13 protein-coding genes are annotated in these 15805 nt (G+C 56.6%); 2 read left to right on the top strand and 11 right to left on the bottom strand.

Annotation, left to right across the window (positions count from 1 at the left end; translation table 11 throughout):
- Window positions 1-153: 153 nt before the first annotated feature.
- Both LOC70_RS08885 and LOC70_RS08880 read left to right on the top strand, forming a co-directional pair.
- The gene (locus tag LOC70_RS08885) at window positions 154-3348 is read left to right on the top strand and encodes a PSD1 and planctomycete cytochrome C domain-containing protein (RefSeq protein ID WP_230253255.1); all 3195 of its coding nucleotides are present in this window, start codon (window positions 154-156) and stop codon (window positions 3346-3348) included.
- Between the two features lie 71 nt (window positions 3349-3419).
- The gene (locus tag LOC70_RS08880; protein ID WP_230253635.1) at window positions 3420-4853 is read left to right on the top strand and encodes a DUF1501 domain-containing protein; all 1434 of its coding nucleotides are present in this window, start codon (window positions 3420-3422) and stop codon (window positions 4851-4853) included.
- Window positions 4854-4934: 81 nt separating this feature from the next.
- Here LOC70_RS08880 and trxA read toward each other — a convergent pair whose 3' ends face one another.
- From trxA to LOC70_RS08825, 11 genes are all read right to left on the bottom strand, one after another.
- Window positions 4935-5261: a thioredoxin gene (trxA, locus tag LOC70_RS08875; protein WP_230253254.1), complete on the bottom strand. Its 327-nt coding sequence runs from the start codon at window positions 5259-5261 to the stop codon at window positions 4935-4937.
- Between the two features lie 138 nt (window positions 5262-5399).
- Window positions 5400-6218, bottom strand: a complete 819-nt coding sequence (locus LOC70_RS08870) for an NUDIX hydrolase (protein WP_230253253.1) — start codon at window positions 6216-6218, stop codon at window positions 5400-5402.
- Window positions 6219-6331: 113 nt separating this feature from the next.
- The gene (locus LOC70_RS08865) at window positions 6332-7111 is read right to left on the bottom strand and encodes a sugar phosphate isomerase/epimerase family protein (RefSeq protein WP_230253252.1); all 780 of its coding nucleotides are present in this window, start codon (window positions 7109-7111) and stop codon (window positions 6332-6334) included.
- 341 nt (window positions 7112-7452) lie between these two features.
- Window positions 7453-7971, bottom strand: a complete 519-nt coding sequence (locus tag LOC70_RS08860) for a hypothetical protein (protein WP_230253251.1) — start codon at window positions 7969-7971, stop codon at window positions 7453-7455.
- Between the two features lie 45 nt (window positions 7972-8016).
- Window positions 8017-8412, bottom strand: a complete 396-nt coding sequence (locus LOC70_RS08855) for a rod-binding protein (protein ID WP_230253250.1) — start codon at window positions 8410-8412, stop codon at window positions 8017-8019.
- Window positions 8413-8509: 97 nt separating this feature from the next.
- Window positions 8510-9649 (bottom strand): flagellar basal body P-ring protein FlgI, encoded by a 1140-nt coding sequence (locus LOC70_RS08850; protein ID WP_230253249.1) that lies wholly within the window; start codon window positions 9647-9649, stop codon window positions 8510-8512.
- Complete coding sequence (locus LOC70_RS08845) at window positions 9649-10560, bottom strand: flagellar basal body L-ring protein FlgH (protein WP_230253634.1); 912 nt, start codon at window positions 10558-10560, stop codon at window positions 9649-9651. The genes LOC70_RS08850 and LOC70_RS08845 overlap by 1 nt, the downstream gene beginning before the upstream one ends.
- Before the next feature lie 68 nt (window positions 10561-10628).
- The gene (gene flgA / locus LOC70_RS08840; RefSeq protein ID WP_230253248.1) at window positions 10629-11981 is read right to left on the bottom strand and encodes a flagellar basal body P-ring formation chaperone FlgA; all 1353 of its coding nucleotides are present in this window, start codon (window positions 11979-11981) and stop codon (window positions 10629-10631) included.
- A gap of 96 nt (window positions 11982-12077) precedes the next feature.
- A complete protein-coding gene (flgG, locus tag LOC70_RS08835) occupies window positions 12078-12884 on the bottom strand; it encodes a flagellar basal-body rod protein FlgG (protein ID WP_230253247.1) in 807 nt (268 codons plus the stop codon).
- Between the two features lie 40 nt (window positions 12885-12924).
- The gene (locus LOC70_RS08830) at window positions 12925-13746 is read right to left on the bottom strand and encodes a flagellar hook-basal body protein (protein WP_315857226.1); all 822 of its coding nucleotides are present in this window, start codon (window positions 13744-13746) and stop codon (window positions 12925-12927) included.
- A gap of 274 nt (window positions 13747-14020) precedes the next feature.
- A complete protein-coding gene (locus LOC70_RS08825) occupies window positions 14021-15793 on the bottom strand; it encodes a GGDEF domain-containing protein (RefSeq protein ID WP_230253245.1) in 1773 nt (590 codons plus the stop codon).
- Window positions 15794-15805 lie beyond the last annotated feature (12 nt).

Genomic DNA, 15805 nt, shown 5'->3' with positions numbered 1-15805 from the left:
AATGAGAGTCCTGCCGGTGCAGACATTGGCACCCTCGCCTCACTTCCATTGGCCGACCATGCAATGCGGATCGACCAATCACACCTCTCCGATTTGCAACGTGCCTCGCGGCGACAATCGTTGTGATCCGACTGCTTTCTCCACCTGACGCCCATGGCTGATCGTTTGTTGTTTCGTGAACTGTGTTCCTCGCTGCTTCCGCGATGGCTCGTCTTGTTGTGCGGCTGTTTCCTATCTGGTCCGGCAGAGGTTTTGCACGCCCAGGAAACTTCGGCAACCCAACAGGTTTCGTTCAATCGCGACATACGAGGCGTTCTGTCGGACAAATGCTTTCTCTGTCACGGACCCGACGAATCAACCCGTGAAGCCGGACTGCGTTTGGATCGTCGAGAGGACGCACTGGACGCAGGAGCGATCGTGCCCGGCGAGGTGGACGCGAGCGAATTGATTGCTCGCATCACCAGCGACGATCCAGAACTCGTGATGCCACCTCCCGGAACCGGCAAAACAATCAGTGATGAAGAGCGAACCGCCATCGAGCAATGGATCCAGCAAGGCGCCGCATACGAAGAACACTGGGCCTATGTGGCACCTCGCTTTCCCGATGTGCCCAAGGTCGAAAACGATCCATGGTGTCGCAATGACATTGACCGGTTTGTCTTGGCTCGATTGGAAGCCCACGGTGACTCGCCGAACAAGGTTGCTGATCCAGCAACGCTGACTCGCCGCTTGCATTTGGATCTCACCGGGTTGCCGCCAACGTTGTCGGCATTGGACGCGGTTGAACACGCGGAGAACCCGGCGCATGTGCTTGATCAACAAGTCGATTCGTTGATGCGTTCCGTCGCTTTCGGTGAACGTTGGGGACGTTGGTGGTTGGATGCGGCTCGCTATGCGGACTCCGCTGGCTATGAAAAAGACATGCAGCGGAACGTCTGGTTCTATCGCGATTGGGTGATCGACGCGATGAATCGTGACCTGCCGTACAACCAATTTGTGATCGAACAAATCGCCGGTGATCTGTTACCAGGAGCCACCCAGAGCCAACGCGTGGCGACTGGTTTTCTGCGGAACTCCATGACCAACGAAGAAGGCGGCGCGGATCCCGAACAATTTCGCGTCGAAGGAATGTTTGATCGGATGGATGCGATCGGCAAATCAATCTTGGGGATCACCACGCAGTGCGCCCAGTGTCACACTCACAAATACGATCCCATCAGCCATCACGAATACTATTCGATGTTCGCGGCGCTGAATGATTTTCACGAAGCGTGCATCACGGTGTTCACGCCTGAGCAAGCAACTTTGCGAGACCAAGTGCTGGATGAAATTCAGTCAGCCAAAGAGGAGTTCCAGCGTCAAAACCCCGAGTGGCGGAGCGAGGTGCAGACTTGGGCGATGTCGTTCGAGGGGAACGATGTCAATTGGCAAACATTGCACCCAACGACCGTTCCGTTTGAAGGCCAAAAGTTCAACGTCCTCGAGGATGGTTCGGTGGTCAGCGAAAGCTATGCCCCGACCAAGGCCAGCAACGATTTCAGCTTGTCGATGAGAGTCGGGACCATCACGGCGGTGCGTTTGGACGCGATGATGCATCCGCAACTTCCTCGTGGCGGTCCGGGGCGAAGCATCGATGGAACGGGAGCTTTGTCGGAGTTCAAGCTTCGCGTGCAGCCAACTTCGAAGGACGCCGACGGCAAGCCCAAACCGGCCGTGGAGTTGAAGTTTCATCGAGCGATCAGCGATGCCAACGCATCCGAAAGCCTGTTGAAACCACAATACCGAAATCGTGAACCGGAAAAAGACAAGCGTGTTGTCGGGCCACCGGAATACGCCATCGATGGTGACGAGTCCACCGCGTGGACGACGGACCTGGGACCAGGCCGCAGCAATCAAGCCCGCCACATCATCTTCTTGCCCGCCGAACCGGTGGTGATCGAAGACGATGCCGAGATCACATTCACGTTGGTTCAGAAACATGGTGGTTGGAACAGCGACGACAACCAAAACTTTCTGATTGGACGCTACAAGGTCAGCATCACGGATTCGGCGACATTGCCAAAGGAAACGGTGCCGACTTCCGCCGAACCCATCCTGGCGATGGATCCTGCAAATTGGACGGCGGAACAATCGCAGATCGCGTTCGACGCGTGGCGGCAATCGTTTGTCAAAGCGAACCCCGATTCGACAAGGGCAAAGGACCTGTCCGCCCTCAACCAGCGGATCGAATCGGCTTGGCAACGTTTTCCAGAAACCACCACACAGTTGGTGGCTCAGTCGATCAACCATCCGCGAGAGACGTTCGTGTTCGCTCGTGGCGACTTTCTATCTCCCACGGACCGTGTGGAAGCGGACGCTCCCGAGTTCCTGCATGCGATGCCGAAAAACGACACCCCGGACCGTTTGCGATTTGCCAAGTGGTTGGTATCGGAGGACTCACCGACCACAGCACGCGTCATCGTCAATCGAATCTGGCAGGCTTACTTCGGGCGAGGACTGGTGTCGACACCGGAGGACTTTGGTTTTCAATCCGCTGCCCCCAGCCATCCTCAATTGCTCGATTACCTCGCCATGGAATTGATGCAGAACAATTGGAGCTTGAAACACATTCATCGCTTGATCGTTGATTCCGCGACTTATCGTCAGTCGTCCGTTGTGCCGCAATCCGATTGGTTGGACGATCCTGACAACGAACGGTTGGCTCGCGGCCCTCGTCATCGAATGGAAGCCGAGATGGTTCGCGACACGGCACTGTTTGTCAGCGGTTTGTTGAACACGTCCGTGGGCGGCCCCAGTGTTTATCCGCCGGCACCGGAGTTTCTGTTTCAACCACCGACCAGCTACGGCCCCAAAATTTGGGACACCTCGACGGGGAGCGACCAATACCGGCGAAGTTTGTACGTGCATCAATACCGAAGCATTCCTTATCCACCGCTGCAGGTCTTTGACGCACCCAAGGGCGACGCGGCTTGCGTGCGACGCGAGCGGAGCAACACACCGCTGCAATCGTTGGTGCTGATGAATGAACCACAATTCGTGGATGCTGCACGAGCATTGGCCGCCAGGATTTTGCGAGAGGCGGACGCGGATGATCAAGGTCGGTTGCAATTCGCGTTTCGGTTGTGCACAGGACGAATTCCCGACGAAGCCGAGTCTCTTGTGTTGATCGATTTGCTGCGGAAACAACGTCAACACATCGGCGACGGCAACATGGATTTGACGCAGTTGTTGGGTGTGCCCCAAAAAGCCTGCTTGCAATTGACGGGGCATTCCGCTGAGGAGTTGGCCGCTTGGATGACGGTGGCTCGCACGCTGTTGAACTTGGACGAAACGATTACGAAATCATGATTCGCTCAGCAACAGCATCCCGTCAAAAGACACTCGGATCTTCCAATCAACTCAAACCCATCGACCCGGCCATGATCCAGCAGCCAAGCAACGCAATGAACTTCATTCGACGCCGCTGGTTCTTGCAGCAATGCGGGATTGGTTTGGGGCACATTGCTTTGACATCGCTGTTGGCAGACGCCGGCGATCTAAGCTTCGCGGAAGACCGATCGTCGGTGGATCCGATGGCTCCGAAGAGTCCTCACTTCCCCGCCAAGATCAAGAATGTGATCTTGCTGTTCATGGGTGGCGGTCCCAGTCAGTTTGAAATGTTTGACCACAAGCCAGAGCTGGAGCGGCTGGATGGAACGCTGCCGCCATCTGAATTGTTGGACGGGTATCGAGCGGCATTCATCAATCCCAATTCAAAGTTGCTCGGCCCGAAGTTCAAGTTCGAGAAAAAGGGATCCGCCGGAACACCGATCAGCGAGTTGCTGCCTCATACGGCGGGCGTTCTGGACGACATTTGTTTGATTCGTTCGATGAAGACGGATGCCTTCAATCACGCGCCTGCTCAATTGATGATGAGCACGGGTTCGCAGCAATTCGGGCGTCCCAGCATGGGGTCGTGGGTGACCTACGGACTGGGGAGCGAATCCAAGGATCTGCCCGCGTACGTCGTTTTCAACAGTGGAAAGAAAGGACCCAGTGCGGGTGCCGGAAATTGGAATTCGGGTTTTTTGCCGACTCTGCATTCCGGTGTTGAGTTCCGCAGCAGCGGCGATCCGGTGCTGTATCTGTCCAACCCTCCCGGAATGACCGACTGGTCACAGCGAGAATCCTTGAAGGCCGTCAACGAGTTGAATCGCCAACGTTTGGATGTGGTTGGTGATCCGGAAATCGCGACTCGGATCAACGGCTATGAAATGGCCTATCGAATGCAGTCGAGTGCTCCGGAGGCGATGTCGTTATCCGATGAACCGGAACACATCTTGAAGTTGTACGGGGCGGAACCCGGCAAGATGTCTTTCGCAAACAACTGTCTGTTGGCTCGTCGGCTGGTCCAACGCGGTGTGCGATTCGTGCAGTTGTTCCATGAGTCATGGGATCAGCACGGTGGGCTCACTGGTGGCCTAAAACAAAATTGCTCGGACACGGATCAAGCTTGTGCGGCACTGGTTCAAGATCTCAAGCAACAAGGCATGCTGGATGAAACGTTGGTGATATGGGGTGGTGAGTTTGGCCGGACACCCATGGTCCAAGGTGGCAACGATGGCCGCGACCATCACCCCAATTCATTCAGCATGTGGATGGCGGGCGGTGGACTGAAGGCCGGACTGGCTTATGGTCAAACCGACGAGCTTGGTTTCGATGTGGCGGAGAATCCGGTGCATGTCCACGATTTGCACGCCACGATCTTGCATCTTCTGGGTTTTGATCACAAACGATTGACCTATCGATTCCAAGGTCGTGATTATCGGCTAACCGACGTGCACGGTGAATTGGTGCACGACATCTTGGCGTGAGTTCAGAGAGCTTTCGTCGGTGCATGAAAAAACCTCGCGGTTCATCGAAACGCGAGGTGCAACTGCATCACTTCAGCGGGCTCAGCTGACGGCGGTCAACGCGTCTTGCAAAGCGGCTTTGGGGCGGACGCCGACGAAGGTGTCAGCGATTTCGCCGTTCTTGAACAGCAACAAAGTTGGGATGCTGTTGATGCCGAATTTTTGAGCGGCACCGGGGTTATCGTCGATGTTGACTTTGCCAATCTTGACGCCGGGATTTTCCGAGGCCAGTTCGTCGATCATCGGAGCGATTTGACGGCAAGGACCACACCATGGAGCCCAGAAGTCGACCAGCACGGGGCTGTCGCTTTGAAGGACTTCGGAATCGAAATTGTCGTCGTTGAATTCTTTGACTGCTTCTGAGGCCATGGCCAATGTCCTTAACGTTACGGTGTTGTTGGAGGGGTGATTTTAAAACCCGTCGGCAAACTGTCAATTTGCCTGCGGGAGGATTTGAAGATCTGCTTCACAAAGGTCTTCTGTCTATTCAATGTCTTTTTCGCGAGGTCACTCGCCACCGGTGGTTGGTGGATTGCACTGCGACTCGGACGAGACCCTTGTGGGCACATAACCCGGACGCAAAGCCGGACGCAAAGCCTGCGCCAACTGCTGAAGGATGATGGCGGTTGCCCCCCAAACCCGCACAGAACCCTGGCGAAATGCGGGGGCGGCGAAGCGGAGCGTGCCGGCAATCTGGTCCGGGTGAACTGCCGAATGAAGGCGTTTGGTTTGCTGGATCATGTCAAATTGACACGACTCTTCGGCGGCTGACTGCCGAATGGGAGGCTGCTGCTGTTGCAAAACGGTTTGGACCGGAAACGCGATCACCTCGTCCACCTCCACTGGATCCGGCTGCCAATCTTTTCGCGGCGGCTGGATCAGAAACACGATGGGAGTCACCAGATTGTCGCTGGCGTAAACGTATTGCCGCGGCAGATTGCCACAGCAGTGGTGCACCTCGGGGCGTCCGCCAAGTTCCTCTTCGAACTCTCGCAGCGCCGCGTCGGCTGGCGTTTCGCCTTTTTCGATCCGTCCACCAGGGAAACAAATCTGACCACCGTGATGACGCAGCGTCGTGGGACGACGGGTTAGCGGCGTTGTCCAACGCGAATTGGCGTCTTGGTACAAGCAAACCGCGACCGCCGCGTGACGCGAACGAAATCGGTGGGGGCCCCGATGGCGACCATAAGCCAAATGCGGCGCCATGTTGGATCGCCGTTGATCGTTTGCATTCCACTTGGAATGCAGTTGCCACGAGGGAAGCTGCGAGGGTGAAAGCGGTCGCGAATCCGTCGGCAACAATTGCTCCGTCAATCGCTCTGCCATTCTCTCGGCATCGACCGGCAACGTGATGGCACAATCAGTCAACGGCGATGCCCTGAACGAAAAAGGCTTGGGATGCAAGAGGCTTTGGATTCGAGAGACGATGCTGAGTGAAATCAGATCAGCGTTTCAAGCAGACGTCGCAGCTTCCGCAGTTCGACGCGATGGTCATGTTCCGTCATCGGTGTCATGTCCACGGTCAAAGCTCGGTTGTACTTCTCTCGCTCGAGCTGCGTGACCAATTTGCCGTAATCGATCTCGCCTTGACCGACGCTGACTTGAAAGGCGTCTTTGCGAGTGTCACGCAAATGGACGTTGTGGACGAATTTCAAAATCTGGTCGAAGCTCTTGCTGACGCCGCTGGATTTGCCCGAGGTCGGATTCTCATGCGAAGCCACCACTGGCACGCTGGGGTCGAGTGTGACACCCAATCCATCCACGTTGTTGCACAACACCAACAAAGTGTCTGGGTCTTCGCTCAAGCAACCCAGCATGCAACGCACGCTGACCCGCACGCCTTCGCTCTCGGCGATGTCGACCAATCGTCGCAGGTGTTCGACTTCTTCGTTGAATGGCGTGCCTTTTTCGCTGGAAGGCACGGTGATATTGACGACCTTGGTCGCTTTGGCGATGCGGCAGATGCCTTCGAAATCGGAGTAGTGCTGATCGCCGGTCGAGCCAAGTTCAACGCTGTAGCCACTGATTTCTAAGCGGTGAGTGTGACGCAGCAACTGAATGCCGCGGTCCTCGTCCGTCAACACATCACTCGGCCGGCAATGGTCCGCCGACTCATGAATCGCGATTTCAACGGCAGTGAAATCCAAATCCTGAAGCAGTTCGATCGAGGCCTGCAATTCAAGGTCTGGCCAGCATCGGGTCGAAGCAGCAACAAACACGCGGGAATCCTTTCAACAAAAAAATCAATGTGGGGTGATGGTCGCGAAGATCGCGTTACCACCATCGTTTTACCTATTTGGGAAATTCTGCGTCACTGGTGTAGCTTCCGCAGAGTCACCATGTCAATTCGATCTGGCAATTCGCTGTGGTTCAAGTGGCAACCCGTGCGTCGATTCGATGCCCGGGAAGCGGATGAATCGACGGAGAACCGGTTTTCCAGGGCCGAACCGCGGACGCGATTTTGGCCATGCGGCTTTGGGTTGCTCGCAGTGATTCGTTCGCCGGGTTTTCGTGCACCGGAATTTCGTAATCCGGCAGACCTGAGCTCACATGCCGCAGATCAGGCGGCTTCGTTGAACAATTCGCCACCGCCGCGTTTTGGCTGCTGGCCGGTTTTTGCGTTGGGGTTGCCGTAGGTCGCGGGCGAGGCGACTCCCGCCAAGCGATCCAGCATTTCGGATTGGAATTGCGTCAGGTGGTACTGGCACACAAACAATGCATTGGCACGCTGGTGAGTCGTTTTGATCATCTCGGCGGCTTCTCCGCAGCGACGTGCCAGCCGAGCGTCTTCGATCCGCCGCGACGACAATAGCTTCTCGGACAAGCTCAAACCCGTCGGTGGTGCTTCTGGATCGCGAAGCAACGTGTCGCGACGTTCGACCATGGCTTCCAGTTGTGTGATGGCCGCAGCGAGCTGCTGGGTCGACTCATCCACTTCATCAGGTTTGAGATTGACCGTGCGGACGCGGGTTTCGTCCAAGATCAGATCCATCGCTTCGGTGATTTCCACCAACTCATCGACGTAATCAGCAACCCGTTGTGCCCAGGTGGGATGTTCCCCGGTGTTTGGAGCGGACATGGCGTTGGTCATTGTTTTGAGGAAAGTGTGAAAGGGATGTGCGAACTAGGCTCGACGTTGCATCTGGAACAGCTCGAACATGGGTTCGGCGACGGTTTCGGCAGAGGCTTCCGAGATGGATTCAACCAGGTGTTGGTCCATTTGCTGTTGAAAGACTTCTTCTGTTCGCCCGCCGTGAAAGTAAGCGGGTTTTCCGACGGACTGACGCATGGTGGATAGCAGACTGCCAAACAAGGTTTGACCGACGAATTCACTGAAGGCTTCTTTGAGTGGTTCTTCGCCTGTGTCCGTTTCCGCATCGGATGCCTGCGACAACAATTCAAAGTTCGACAGTCCGGAGCTCCGCTTCGCTGCGGACAACGGCGATGTGGCGGATGGCATCGGCGGTTGGTACGCAGACGATGGCAGCGATGAGGACTGCAGGGACGACAGGGCGGACATGGCGGGCGGCCTCTTGGGAAGGGACCCACTTTGGCAAGCGGGTTGAGGGGAGGACGGCGATGGACCGTGGATCGTCATCGTGACGACCCGATGGTCTCTACCGAAAAATGACTTCGCCGTACAAGTCACCTTTCGCTTTCAGCGTTTTGATAATGGCGATCAAATCTTCCGTGGGGACGTCCAAGGCTCCCAAAGCATCTGCCAAACTTTTCAGTTTCGCGGCTTCGGGAGTGCCATCAGGTCCAACCTCCACAAATCGGCCCCCGCCACCCGCTTCGATTCGCAAATTGCGATGGGTGACCAAGACCGGTGCGATTTCAACGTCTTCACCGATCACGACCACCCCGGCCGCCTCGTTGATGACCACGCGTTTGCCGTGTTTGGCAAGTGGGATTTGAATATCTAGCAAAAACGCAATGAACTTAATCGGGTTGTTCCGGTACAGCGGCGGCACCATGACCTCCACGTGTAGCTGGTCTATTGCCCTAGCGAGCGAGGTTGCGTTGGAGGAAAGGTTGTTGTCTCGATTGGGACTCGCCAGCCGAGACACACTGCGATCGCCCATCGCGAATGAGGTCAGGCTATTAATTTCTTCTTCGATTCGGTGTGCCGTATTGAAGTCTGCGAAATCACGATCGATCACCAACGTGATGCGGTCGTTTTGAACGTACGAAGCACGAACGGTGGTTTCCATTTTTAAACCACCTTGGATGGTGGCCGTGGTTGCCGGAGCGTCCGGCGAGACGGAGATTCGGCCTTCCGCCATGCCGTAAACGGTTGGGTTGTCGGCACGTGGACCCAGCATCGGCGTCAACATCAAGTAACCGCCTTCTAAGCTCTTGGCACTGATTGCGTTGATCGTGACATCAAGAGCATCACCCTGCTGAGCACCCACGGTTGGGATCGTCGCGCTCACAAACACCATGGCGACGTTCTTGGCATCGCCCACGTCTTCGATGTTCAGACGTCCCGCGGCGTCCATGGCCATCGGTCCGCCCATCAGTTGCATCATGCGTGCGAGCGCTCGGCCCTTGGGCGCGGCGTCGCCATCGCCGGTGCCTTGCAAACCAACGACCAACCCGAGGCCTTGCAGGGTGTTGGTTTCTTGGCCTTTCAAACGACACAGGTCACCAAGTTTCAAACCGCCAGCGTACACCGGCGCCGCATGCGCGAAGCAACTCACAAGCAGCAAAGCGGCGGTTGCGAAAATCGATCGGTGGGTCATTGCGAATTTCATCAGAAAGGTTTCAACCGATCAAAGGCACGTTGGAACCATCCACGACTGTAGCCGTCTCGCATCTGGCCCCGATCTTGTTTGTTGATTTCGAGATCGATCAGATCCCTGCTGAGCACGACATTGTCTGGTGCGATGTCTTGAGCCCGGCAGATGCCCGACAACGATGTTTCCCAAAGGTTGTCGTTCACGCGAAAGTGTTTGCGGGCTTCTAGCACCAGGTTGCCGTTGGGGCGAATGTCGACGATACGAGCCGCAATGTTGAACGACATCGATTCGCGAGCCTCCACCGATGCCTCCGCTCGCGAATTAGCGGTGCTCTGCGCATCCACGGTCGGGTCGCCCTCGGTTTGCGGGTCAGGAATCAAGCCGCCGCTCGTCAAACGCACCCATTCCGCCAACGTGGCTTGGAACGAAGAAACGCGACGCTTTTCCGTTTCGCCCTCGGCCATCATGCGAGTGATTTCATCGACGCGAATGGTGACGATGTCTTGCACACGAAAAGAACGCATCGGCGGTGCGGGTTGATAGGTCCAACTCACGCCCGTCAATCCAACGGCGGGTGGGTCAGTCATCGGTGTTGAGTACGCGTCCACGCCAGCGACGTCCGGCGATCCGTTGTTATCCAGGCCCGTTGTATTGGCGGCGGCACCGCGTTGCGAACCGTTGGATTGGTCTGGAAAGGCAAACGGAGCGGAGGCGGGGGCGCGCTGGGGAGTTCCCGGTGGCAGGAACTCGGGCGGCATGACCGCGTTGTTGGGGCCGACTCCAGGAACCGATCGCGTGTCATTGTTGACGGGCGCAATCGGACCGACACCGGCATGTGGCATCGGACGCGAAGGTGCATTGGGCATCCACGCCGGTGTTCCATGTAGCAACGACGAGTTCTGCGCCAACGCATCGGTGCAGGCCATGTCGAAGGACAAACAGCCGACGATCACGATGGCGAACCGGACGTTCGGGCGAGTGCGGTTCCACTGCGTCATCGTGTGGGCTGCCATTTACGAGTGGTCTTGGTGGTGGGGACGCGGTTGGGCTGCGTCACGATTTCGACAATGGAAGGTTCGACGACTTTGGCGAGCAAGCGACGTTTAGGCGTCAGCGTTTCGATCTCGATCAATTCGTTCTGTGCTCCATCGCCCAAGGCTTTCGCTGATGTCGTCACCCGAATGCCACCGCCGGTGACTTGGACCTCCACCAAATCCCCGCGACGAACCAACCGTGGCGCCGCGAAGTCTTGAGGCCGCAACGGAATGCCCGACCGAATCAGGCCAACGACTTCCATTCCGATGACTTCATTGAGGTCAGCTACCAAGTCGTTGCTGAGTTCCATGTCGGGTGAAGGTTGCAAATGCACGTCTCCCGGACCGACTCGGTGACCACGCTGCAATGGTTGTCGAGCCATCACGATGGGAGGTTTGGGAGTGAACCTAACTCGCACGACGCCCTGGCAGTTGGGCGAGGCTGCTCGCGCGTCCAAATGCAAACGACAGGTCACCGAGGCTCCGTCGGTGGGTGACCACACCGGAATCGGATCCACAAAACGCACTTCGCGAATGCCTTGCATGTCCGAAAGCGAACCGATTTCATGAACGTTCAGTTCGGGTTCCAAGACAAACGCGGCGTCCAATTCGCGATAATGGTTTTGAATGGCCCAGCGGACCCACTGTTCAATGCGCTCGCGAGTTTCGATGTCGAGTGCATCGTTGGATCCAAAGGTGTTTGATAAGACGCCTTGATCCGAATCCATTCCCACACTGTGCACCGCGTGCGAAACGCCGGTCGTGGTGGCGGGTTGAGGCAAACGGTTGACCGACGCCGTATCGTACGATCCGGCATGCGTCTGGATCGCTTGGGGCGAGGTGGAGGTCGCCGGATCGCTTGGTCGAACGACGATTGTTTCGTCACCCAAAATTCGAATGCGTGAAGCCGTCGCTTCCGCGGAGACAATCAGATCCGCCAATCGGTCCCGTGAAATCTTGGCTGGCGATCCATCCAGCGGCATCAAACCGATGGTTGCTTTGGACAACCGAGACCACGAGGCGGTGTGGTTGTGCATCGGACGAATCACGTCTTCCAAACGAATGATCGTTGAGTCAGTGAATGCGTTTTCGATCACAACAAACTGCCACCGAGAGTCCGCATCGATGGACTGTGTGTGCGAGGCCGTTTGGATCTTGCGGTCTGGATTGCGATTGAACTTTGGATCGGACCCATACAGCGGCGTTCGCATGGCGGCGCCGGCGATGGAACCCGCGTTTTCCGCGACATGATCCTGAGCAACCAGCGAACGTGAACTTGAAACGAAACCTGTCAGCACGCAGGTGCACACCACGCACGCAATCATCCACCTCGCGAAGGAGGCGGATGAAACGTTCGGTCGATAATGCAATGTGATCAGGTTCACTGATTAGAGTTCGCGAGAGGCTGACTAGAATCGACGAAGTTGCGAGATGTTTTGCATGACTTGGTCGCCCGCCTGGACGGCTTGGCTATTCAGTTCGAACGCCCGTTGGGTCGTGATCAGGTCAATCAATTCTTGGACCGGTTCGACGTTGGACGCTTCCAGGTTGCCCTGTCGCAGAACGCCCATCCCATCCGTTCCGGGGTTGTTGATTTGTTCCGGACCGGATGCGTCGGTGACGGAATACATGTTCTCGCCGTTCTTCAGCAAACCGTCGGGGTTGATGAACTGTGCCAACTGAATTTGGCCCTGGTTGGTCAGTTCCGTTTGACCTGGCTGTCGCACCATGACTTCACCGTTGCTGTTGATAACCACCGCGGTGGCGTCTTGCGGGATGGTGATCGGAGGATCGAGCAAGCGTCCCACGCTGGCACTGCCCATCACCAATTGACCGTTGGCATTGATGTCGAGGTTGCCCGCTCGCGTGTACATCGTCTCTTGGCTGGATGGATCCACCACGCGGAAGTAACCACCGCCCTGAATCGCAACGTCTAGGTCTCGTCCGGTTTGTTGCAATGTGCCTTGGCGTTGATCGGTTTGCGTGCTGGTCACACGAACGCCCAATCCAACTTGCGTGCCAACCGCGGTGGGGGTTTGCGTTGCGTCTTGGACACCCGGATAGACTTCGGTGCGATACAGCAGGTCTTCGAAGTTGGCACGGTCTTTCTTGAACCCGGTCGTGTTGATGTTGGCCAGGTTGTTGGCGATCACGTCCAACTTGGTCTGCATCGCCTCCATGCCGGTGGCGGCGGTGTACAGCGTTTGAACACTCATGCAATGTTTCCTTCAAGGAGAGCGATGAACGAATTCGCGATTAGCTCTGCAGAACGCGACCGATCAAGGATCCAAGCACGCTGTCTTGGTTCTTGATCATTTGGATGTTGGCTTCATAGGCTCGGGATGTCTCAATCATTTCCATCATCGTGCCGGTGGGACTGACGGCGGACTGTTCGAGAGATCCCGCGACGACGTTGCGTTGACCATCGGGTGCCATGTCGTACTCGGCCAAGGGGCGAAATAGATTGCCACCGACGTTGGCCAGATCGCCATAGCTTCGCGGTTGTGCAAGCATCAATTGCTGTGTCGCACCCGCCTGAGTGATGGTGCCTTCGGCGCCGACATTGAATGGCAACCTCGGATCGATCTGGATCGGACGTCCGTTCTTGCCAACGACCGCGTCACCGCCTGAGTTGACCAAAGTGCCGGTGGAGTCGAACAGGAAATCGCCGGCGCGGGTGAGCAGTTGTTCGTCACCGCGTTGCAAAACGAAAAAGCTTTTCTTGTCGTGCAATGCAAAATCGGTTTCTCGACCGGTGGTTCGGATCGCACCGATTTCGAATTGAGTCTGTTCGGGTTGGATGGTCACGCCGCCGCCGATGTCGTCGGCTCCTCCCAGACCGGGCGAGACCATGCCCTCTTCGATCATCTCCGAGAAACGTGCCTGCAGGATGGTTGCTTTGGGTTTGAATCCCGGTGTTTCGACGTTGGCCAGGTTGTGGCTGATTTGTTGCAAGCGATGGTTTTGAGCTTGCGCACCCGCAGCCGACAGATAGACTCCGTAAGGCATGATCGCTGGCTCCCGTGGGCGTGATTCCGTTCCCGCCGAACCGATCGACGGTCCTTTGGGGTTACGCAATCCGAGGAGGCAATCTCAAGCCCAATTCTTGAGGCAAATTCCGCGGAATTCGCCGATTCCTTGGCGATCAAAGTTTCATGCGATTCGCCGAGTTCGTTTCACGCTGTTCCGCCCCGGAAAAAGTTGGGACGCGGCCCCGCGAAGATCTCTCGTGCGATCGAAAGATCCTTTGGCATCACCAAAAAGAAACGCCGCCTCAGGTCGATGGAACCCGAGACGGCGTTGCGTTTGATCGGCAGGTCGCTTCGTTGGATCGGGGCGACCGAGTTGTTCGTCAGGCGGATGCGAATTGGTGAGCAAGCACCGGGTACTGGCTGTCTTTCGCACTCTGGCGAGCGGCCAATCCAGCGATGGCACAAACCTGTTTGAGTGACTTTTCGCACACCGACATCGACTTCATCGATTGGGTCATTTGCAGCACACCGACCGAGAGCTTTTCGCCCTCATTGGATTTCTCCGCAGCGGCCAGTGATACACCGATGGATCCCGCGGATGCACAAATCTGGTTGGCTCGTTCGACGGCATCGTCGGAGTCCAGTTGCGGCATGCAAACCACCAAGGTGGATTGGTCCAAGCATCCGATGTGATCTTGGTTCCGCGTCGCGGCCCGAACCAGTTGCAACAACGACCGCATCGTTGCACCGCTGGGTTGGCCTGACAAACGGATGCTCATCAGTTGATTGGGAATATTGTTGCGGCTCGGAGTGGATTGCATCTCTTCGACGTAGTCGACCATCGTTGCCAAATCCGGCAAGTAGCTCAGAGCCTTCGGTGGTTCGGTGACCAACTCTTCTTCGACGGGGACTTCCTCTTCCACCAAAGTTGGCTTGGGTTCGGGAGTCGCCTGCGTCACGGTCTCGCGTGGGGAAGGAGCCTCTTCTGCTTCGACGGTGGAACGTGTTTCGCGTGCCAGTTCTTCCACTTCGTTGGCCAATGTTTCCTCGGTCGATCGTTGAATCGGAACGGGAGCTTTGTCCTCGATCGGTTTGCTGCGACGGATGGGTTGCTTGGCCGGCGACTCCGATTGAGCTTTCGCGGTCACTTGTGGCTCGGCTGAATCGTCGGCGACGTCTTCCGACGATTGACCCGCACGAACGAAGCGTCCGTTCTCGATGTAGTGAGCACAATCCCGTCCGACTTCTTTCGAACGGTAGAGTGCTTCGTCAACGCGTTGCAACCATTCGCTGGACGCTTGGTCCGCTTCCAAGCAACCAATGCCGATGCTGGCGTGAACCTTCAGGCACTTGCCTTCGAATCGGACTTCACGTGTTCCGATCGCGACGCGAGTTTGTTCGATCAGCTCCACTGCTTCTGCCAACGTTTTGTCATGCAGCAGGATGACGAATTCCTCGCCACCAAATCGAGCCACCATGCCATGCGGTTGCAAGCGAGCTTCCAACAATTGAGCCACCACACGCAGCACTTCATCTCCCGCACGGTGTCCATGCGTGTCGTTGAACTTCTTGAAGTGGTCCACATCCAATACCGCCAGCACGCCGGCACGAGCCGGTCCCAAAGAGTGACGTCGTTGAAGATGTTCATCAAACGCGCCCCGGTTGTAGATTTGCGTGAGGGCGTCGGTCTGGGCTTTCTGTTCAGCTGTTTGAAGTTGTTGCGATTGTTCGCGAATGCGCTGTTGGGCTTCTGCCAGTTGGCTACGCATCACTTCGTTGGCTGCCAACATCTGATCCACGGCATCCACGATCGCCGGTGGGGAGTTGGAAAGATCGCTCTCGTGCAACGTCGTGCTCAAGTTCTCAACGCGGCTTTGGTGAGCGTCGACGTCTGCTGCGATGCCATGTGTGAACTGGCGAACTCGATCGGCCACTGCCATGACCTTGTCCGCATCTGGCGCATCCTCGGTCACCGTCTCAACGGATGCGTCTGGAGCCTGAGATTTTGCCGCGGGAGTTGAAGTGCCCGAAGGCGAAGCAACCGTATCGGAACCGCCCGACAATTGTTGCTGGTTGTACATCGCATGCATCACCCATCCACAGGTCATGCCGGCGCCACCGCTGCTCGCTGCAATGATGATATCGAGAATCACGTATCCATCCCC

This window comes from Rhodopirellula halodulae, assembly GCF_020966775.1.
GTDB classification, from domain to species: domain Bacteria; phylum Planctomycetota; class Planctomycetia; order Pirellulales; family Pirellulaceae; genus Rhodopirellula; species Rhodopirellula halodulae.
This window is presented reverse-complemented; position numbering and strand designations above follow the sequence as displayed.

Bases quoted from the DNA above. Each gene is read 5' to 3' on its own strand.
- LOC70_RS08860 (WP_230253251.1), bottom strand. From the start codon at position 7,971: ATGTCCGCTCCAAACACCGGGGAACATCCCACCTGGGCACAACGGGTT.
- LOC70_RS08880 (WP_230253635.1), top strand. From the start codon at position 3,420: ATGATCCAGCAGCCAAGCAACGCAATGAACTTCATTCGACGCCGCTGG.
- LOC70_RS08885 (WP_230253255.1), top strand. From the start codon at position 154: ATGGCTGATCGTTTGTTGTTTCGTGAACTGTGTTCCTCGCTGCTTCCG.
- flgG (WP_230253247.1), bottom strand. From the start codon at position 12,884: ATGAGTGTTCAAACGCTGTACACCGCCGCCACCGGCATGGAGGCGATG.
- LOC70_RS08845 (WP_230253634.1), bottom strand. From the start codon at position 10,560: ATGGCCTGCACCGATGCGTTGGCGCAGAACTCGTCGTTGCTACATGGA.
- LOC70_RS08870 (WP_230253253.1), bottom strand. From the start codon at position 6,218: ATGGCAGAGCGATTGACGGAGCAATTGTTGCCGACGGATTCGCGACCG.
- LOC70_RS08855 (WP_230253250.1), bottom strand. From the start codon at position 8,412: ATGTCCGCCCTGTCGTCCCTGCAGTCCTCATCGCTGCCATCGTCTGCG.
- trxA (WP_230253254.1), bottom strand. From the start codon at position 5,261: ATGGCCTCAGAAGCAGTCAAAGAATTCAACGACGACAATTTCGATTCC.
- LOC70_RS08850 (WP_230253249.1), bottom strand. From the start codon at position 9,649: ATGAAATTCGCAATGACCCACCGATCGATTTTCGCAACCGCCGCTTTG.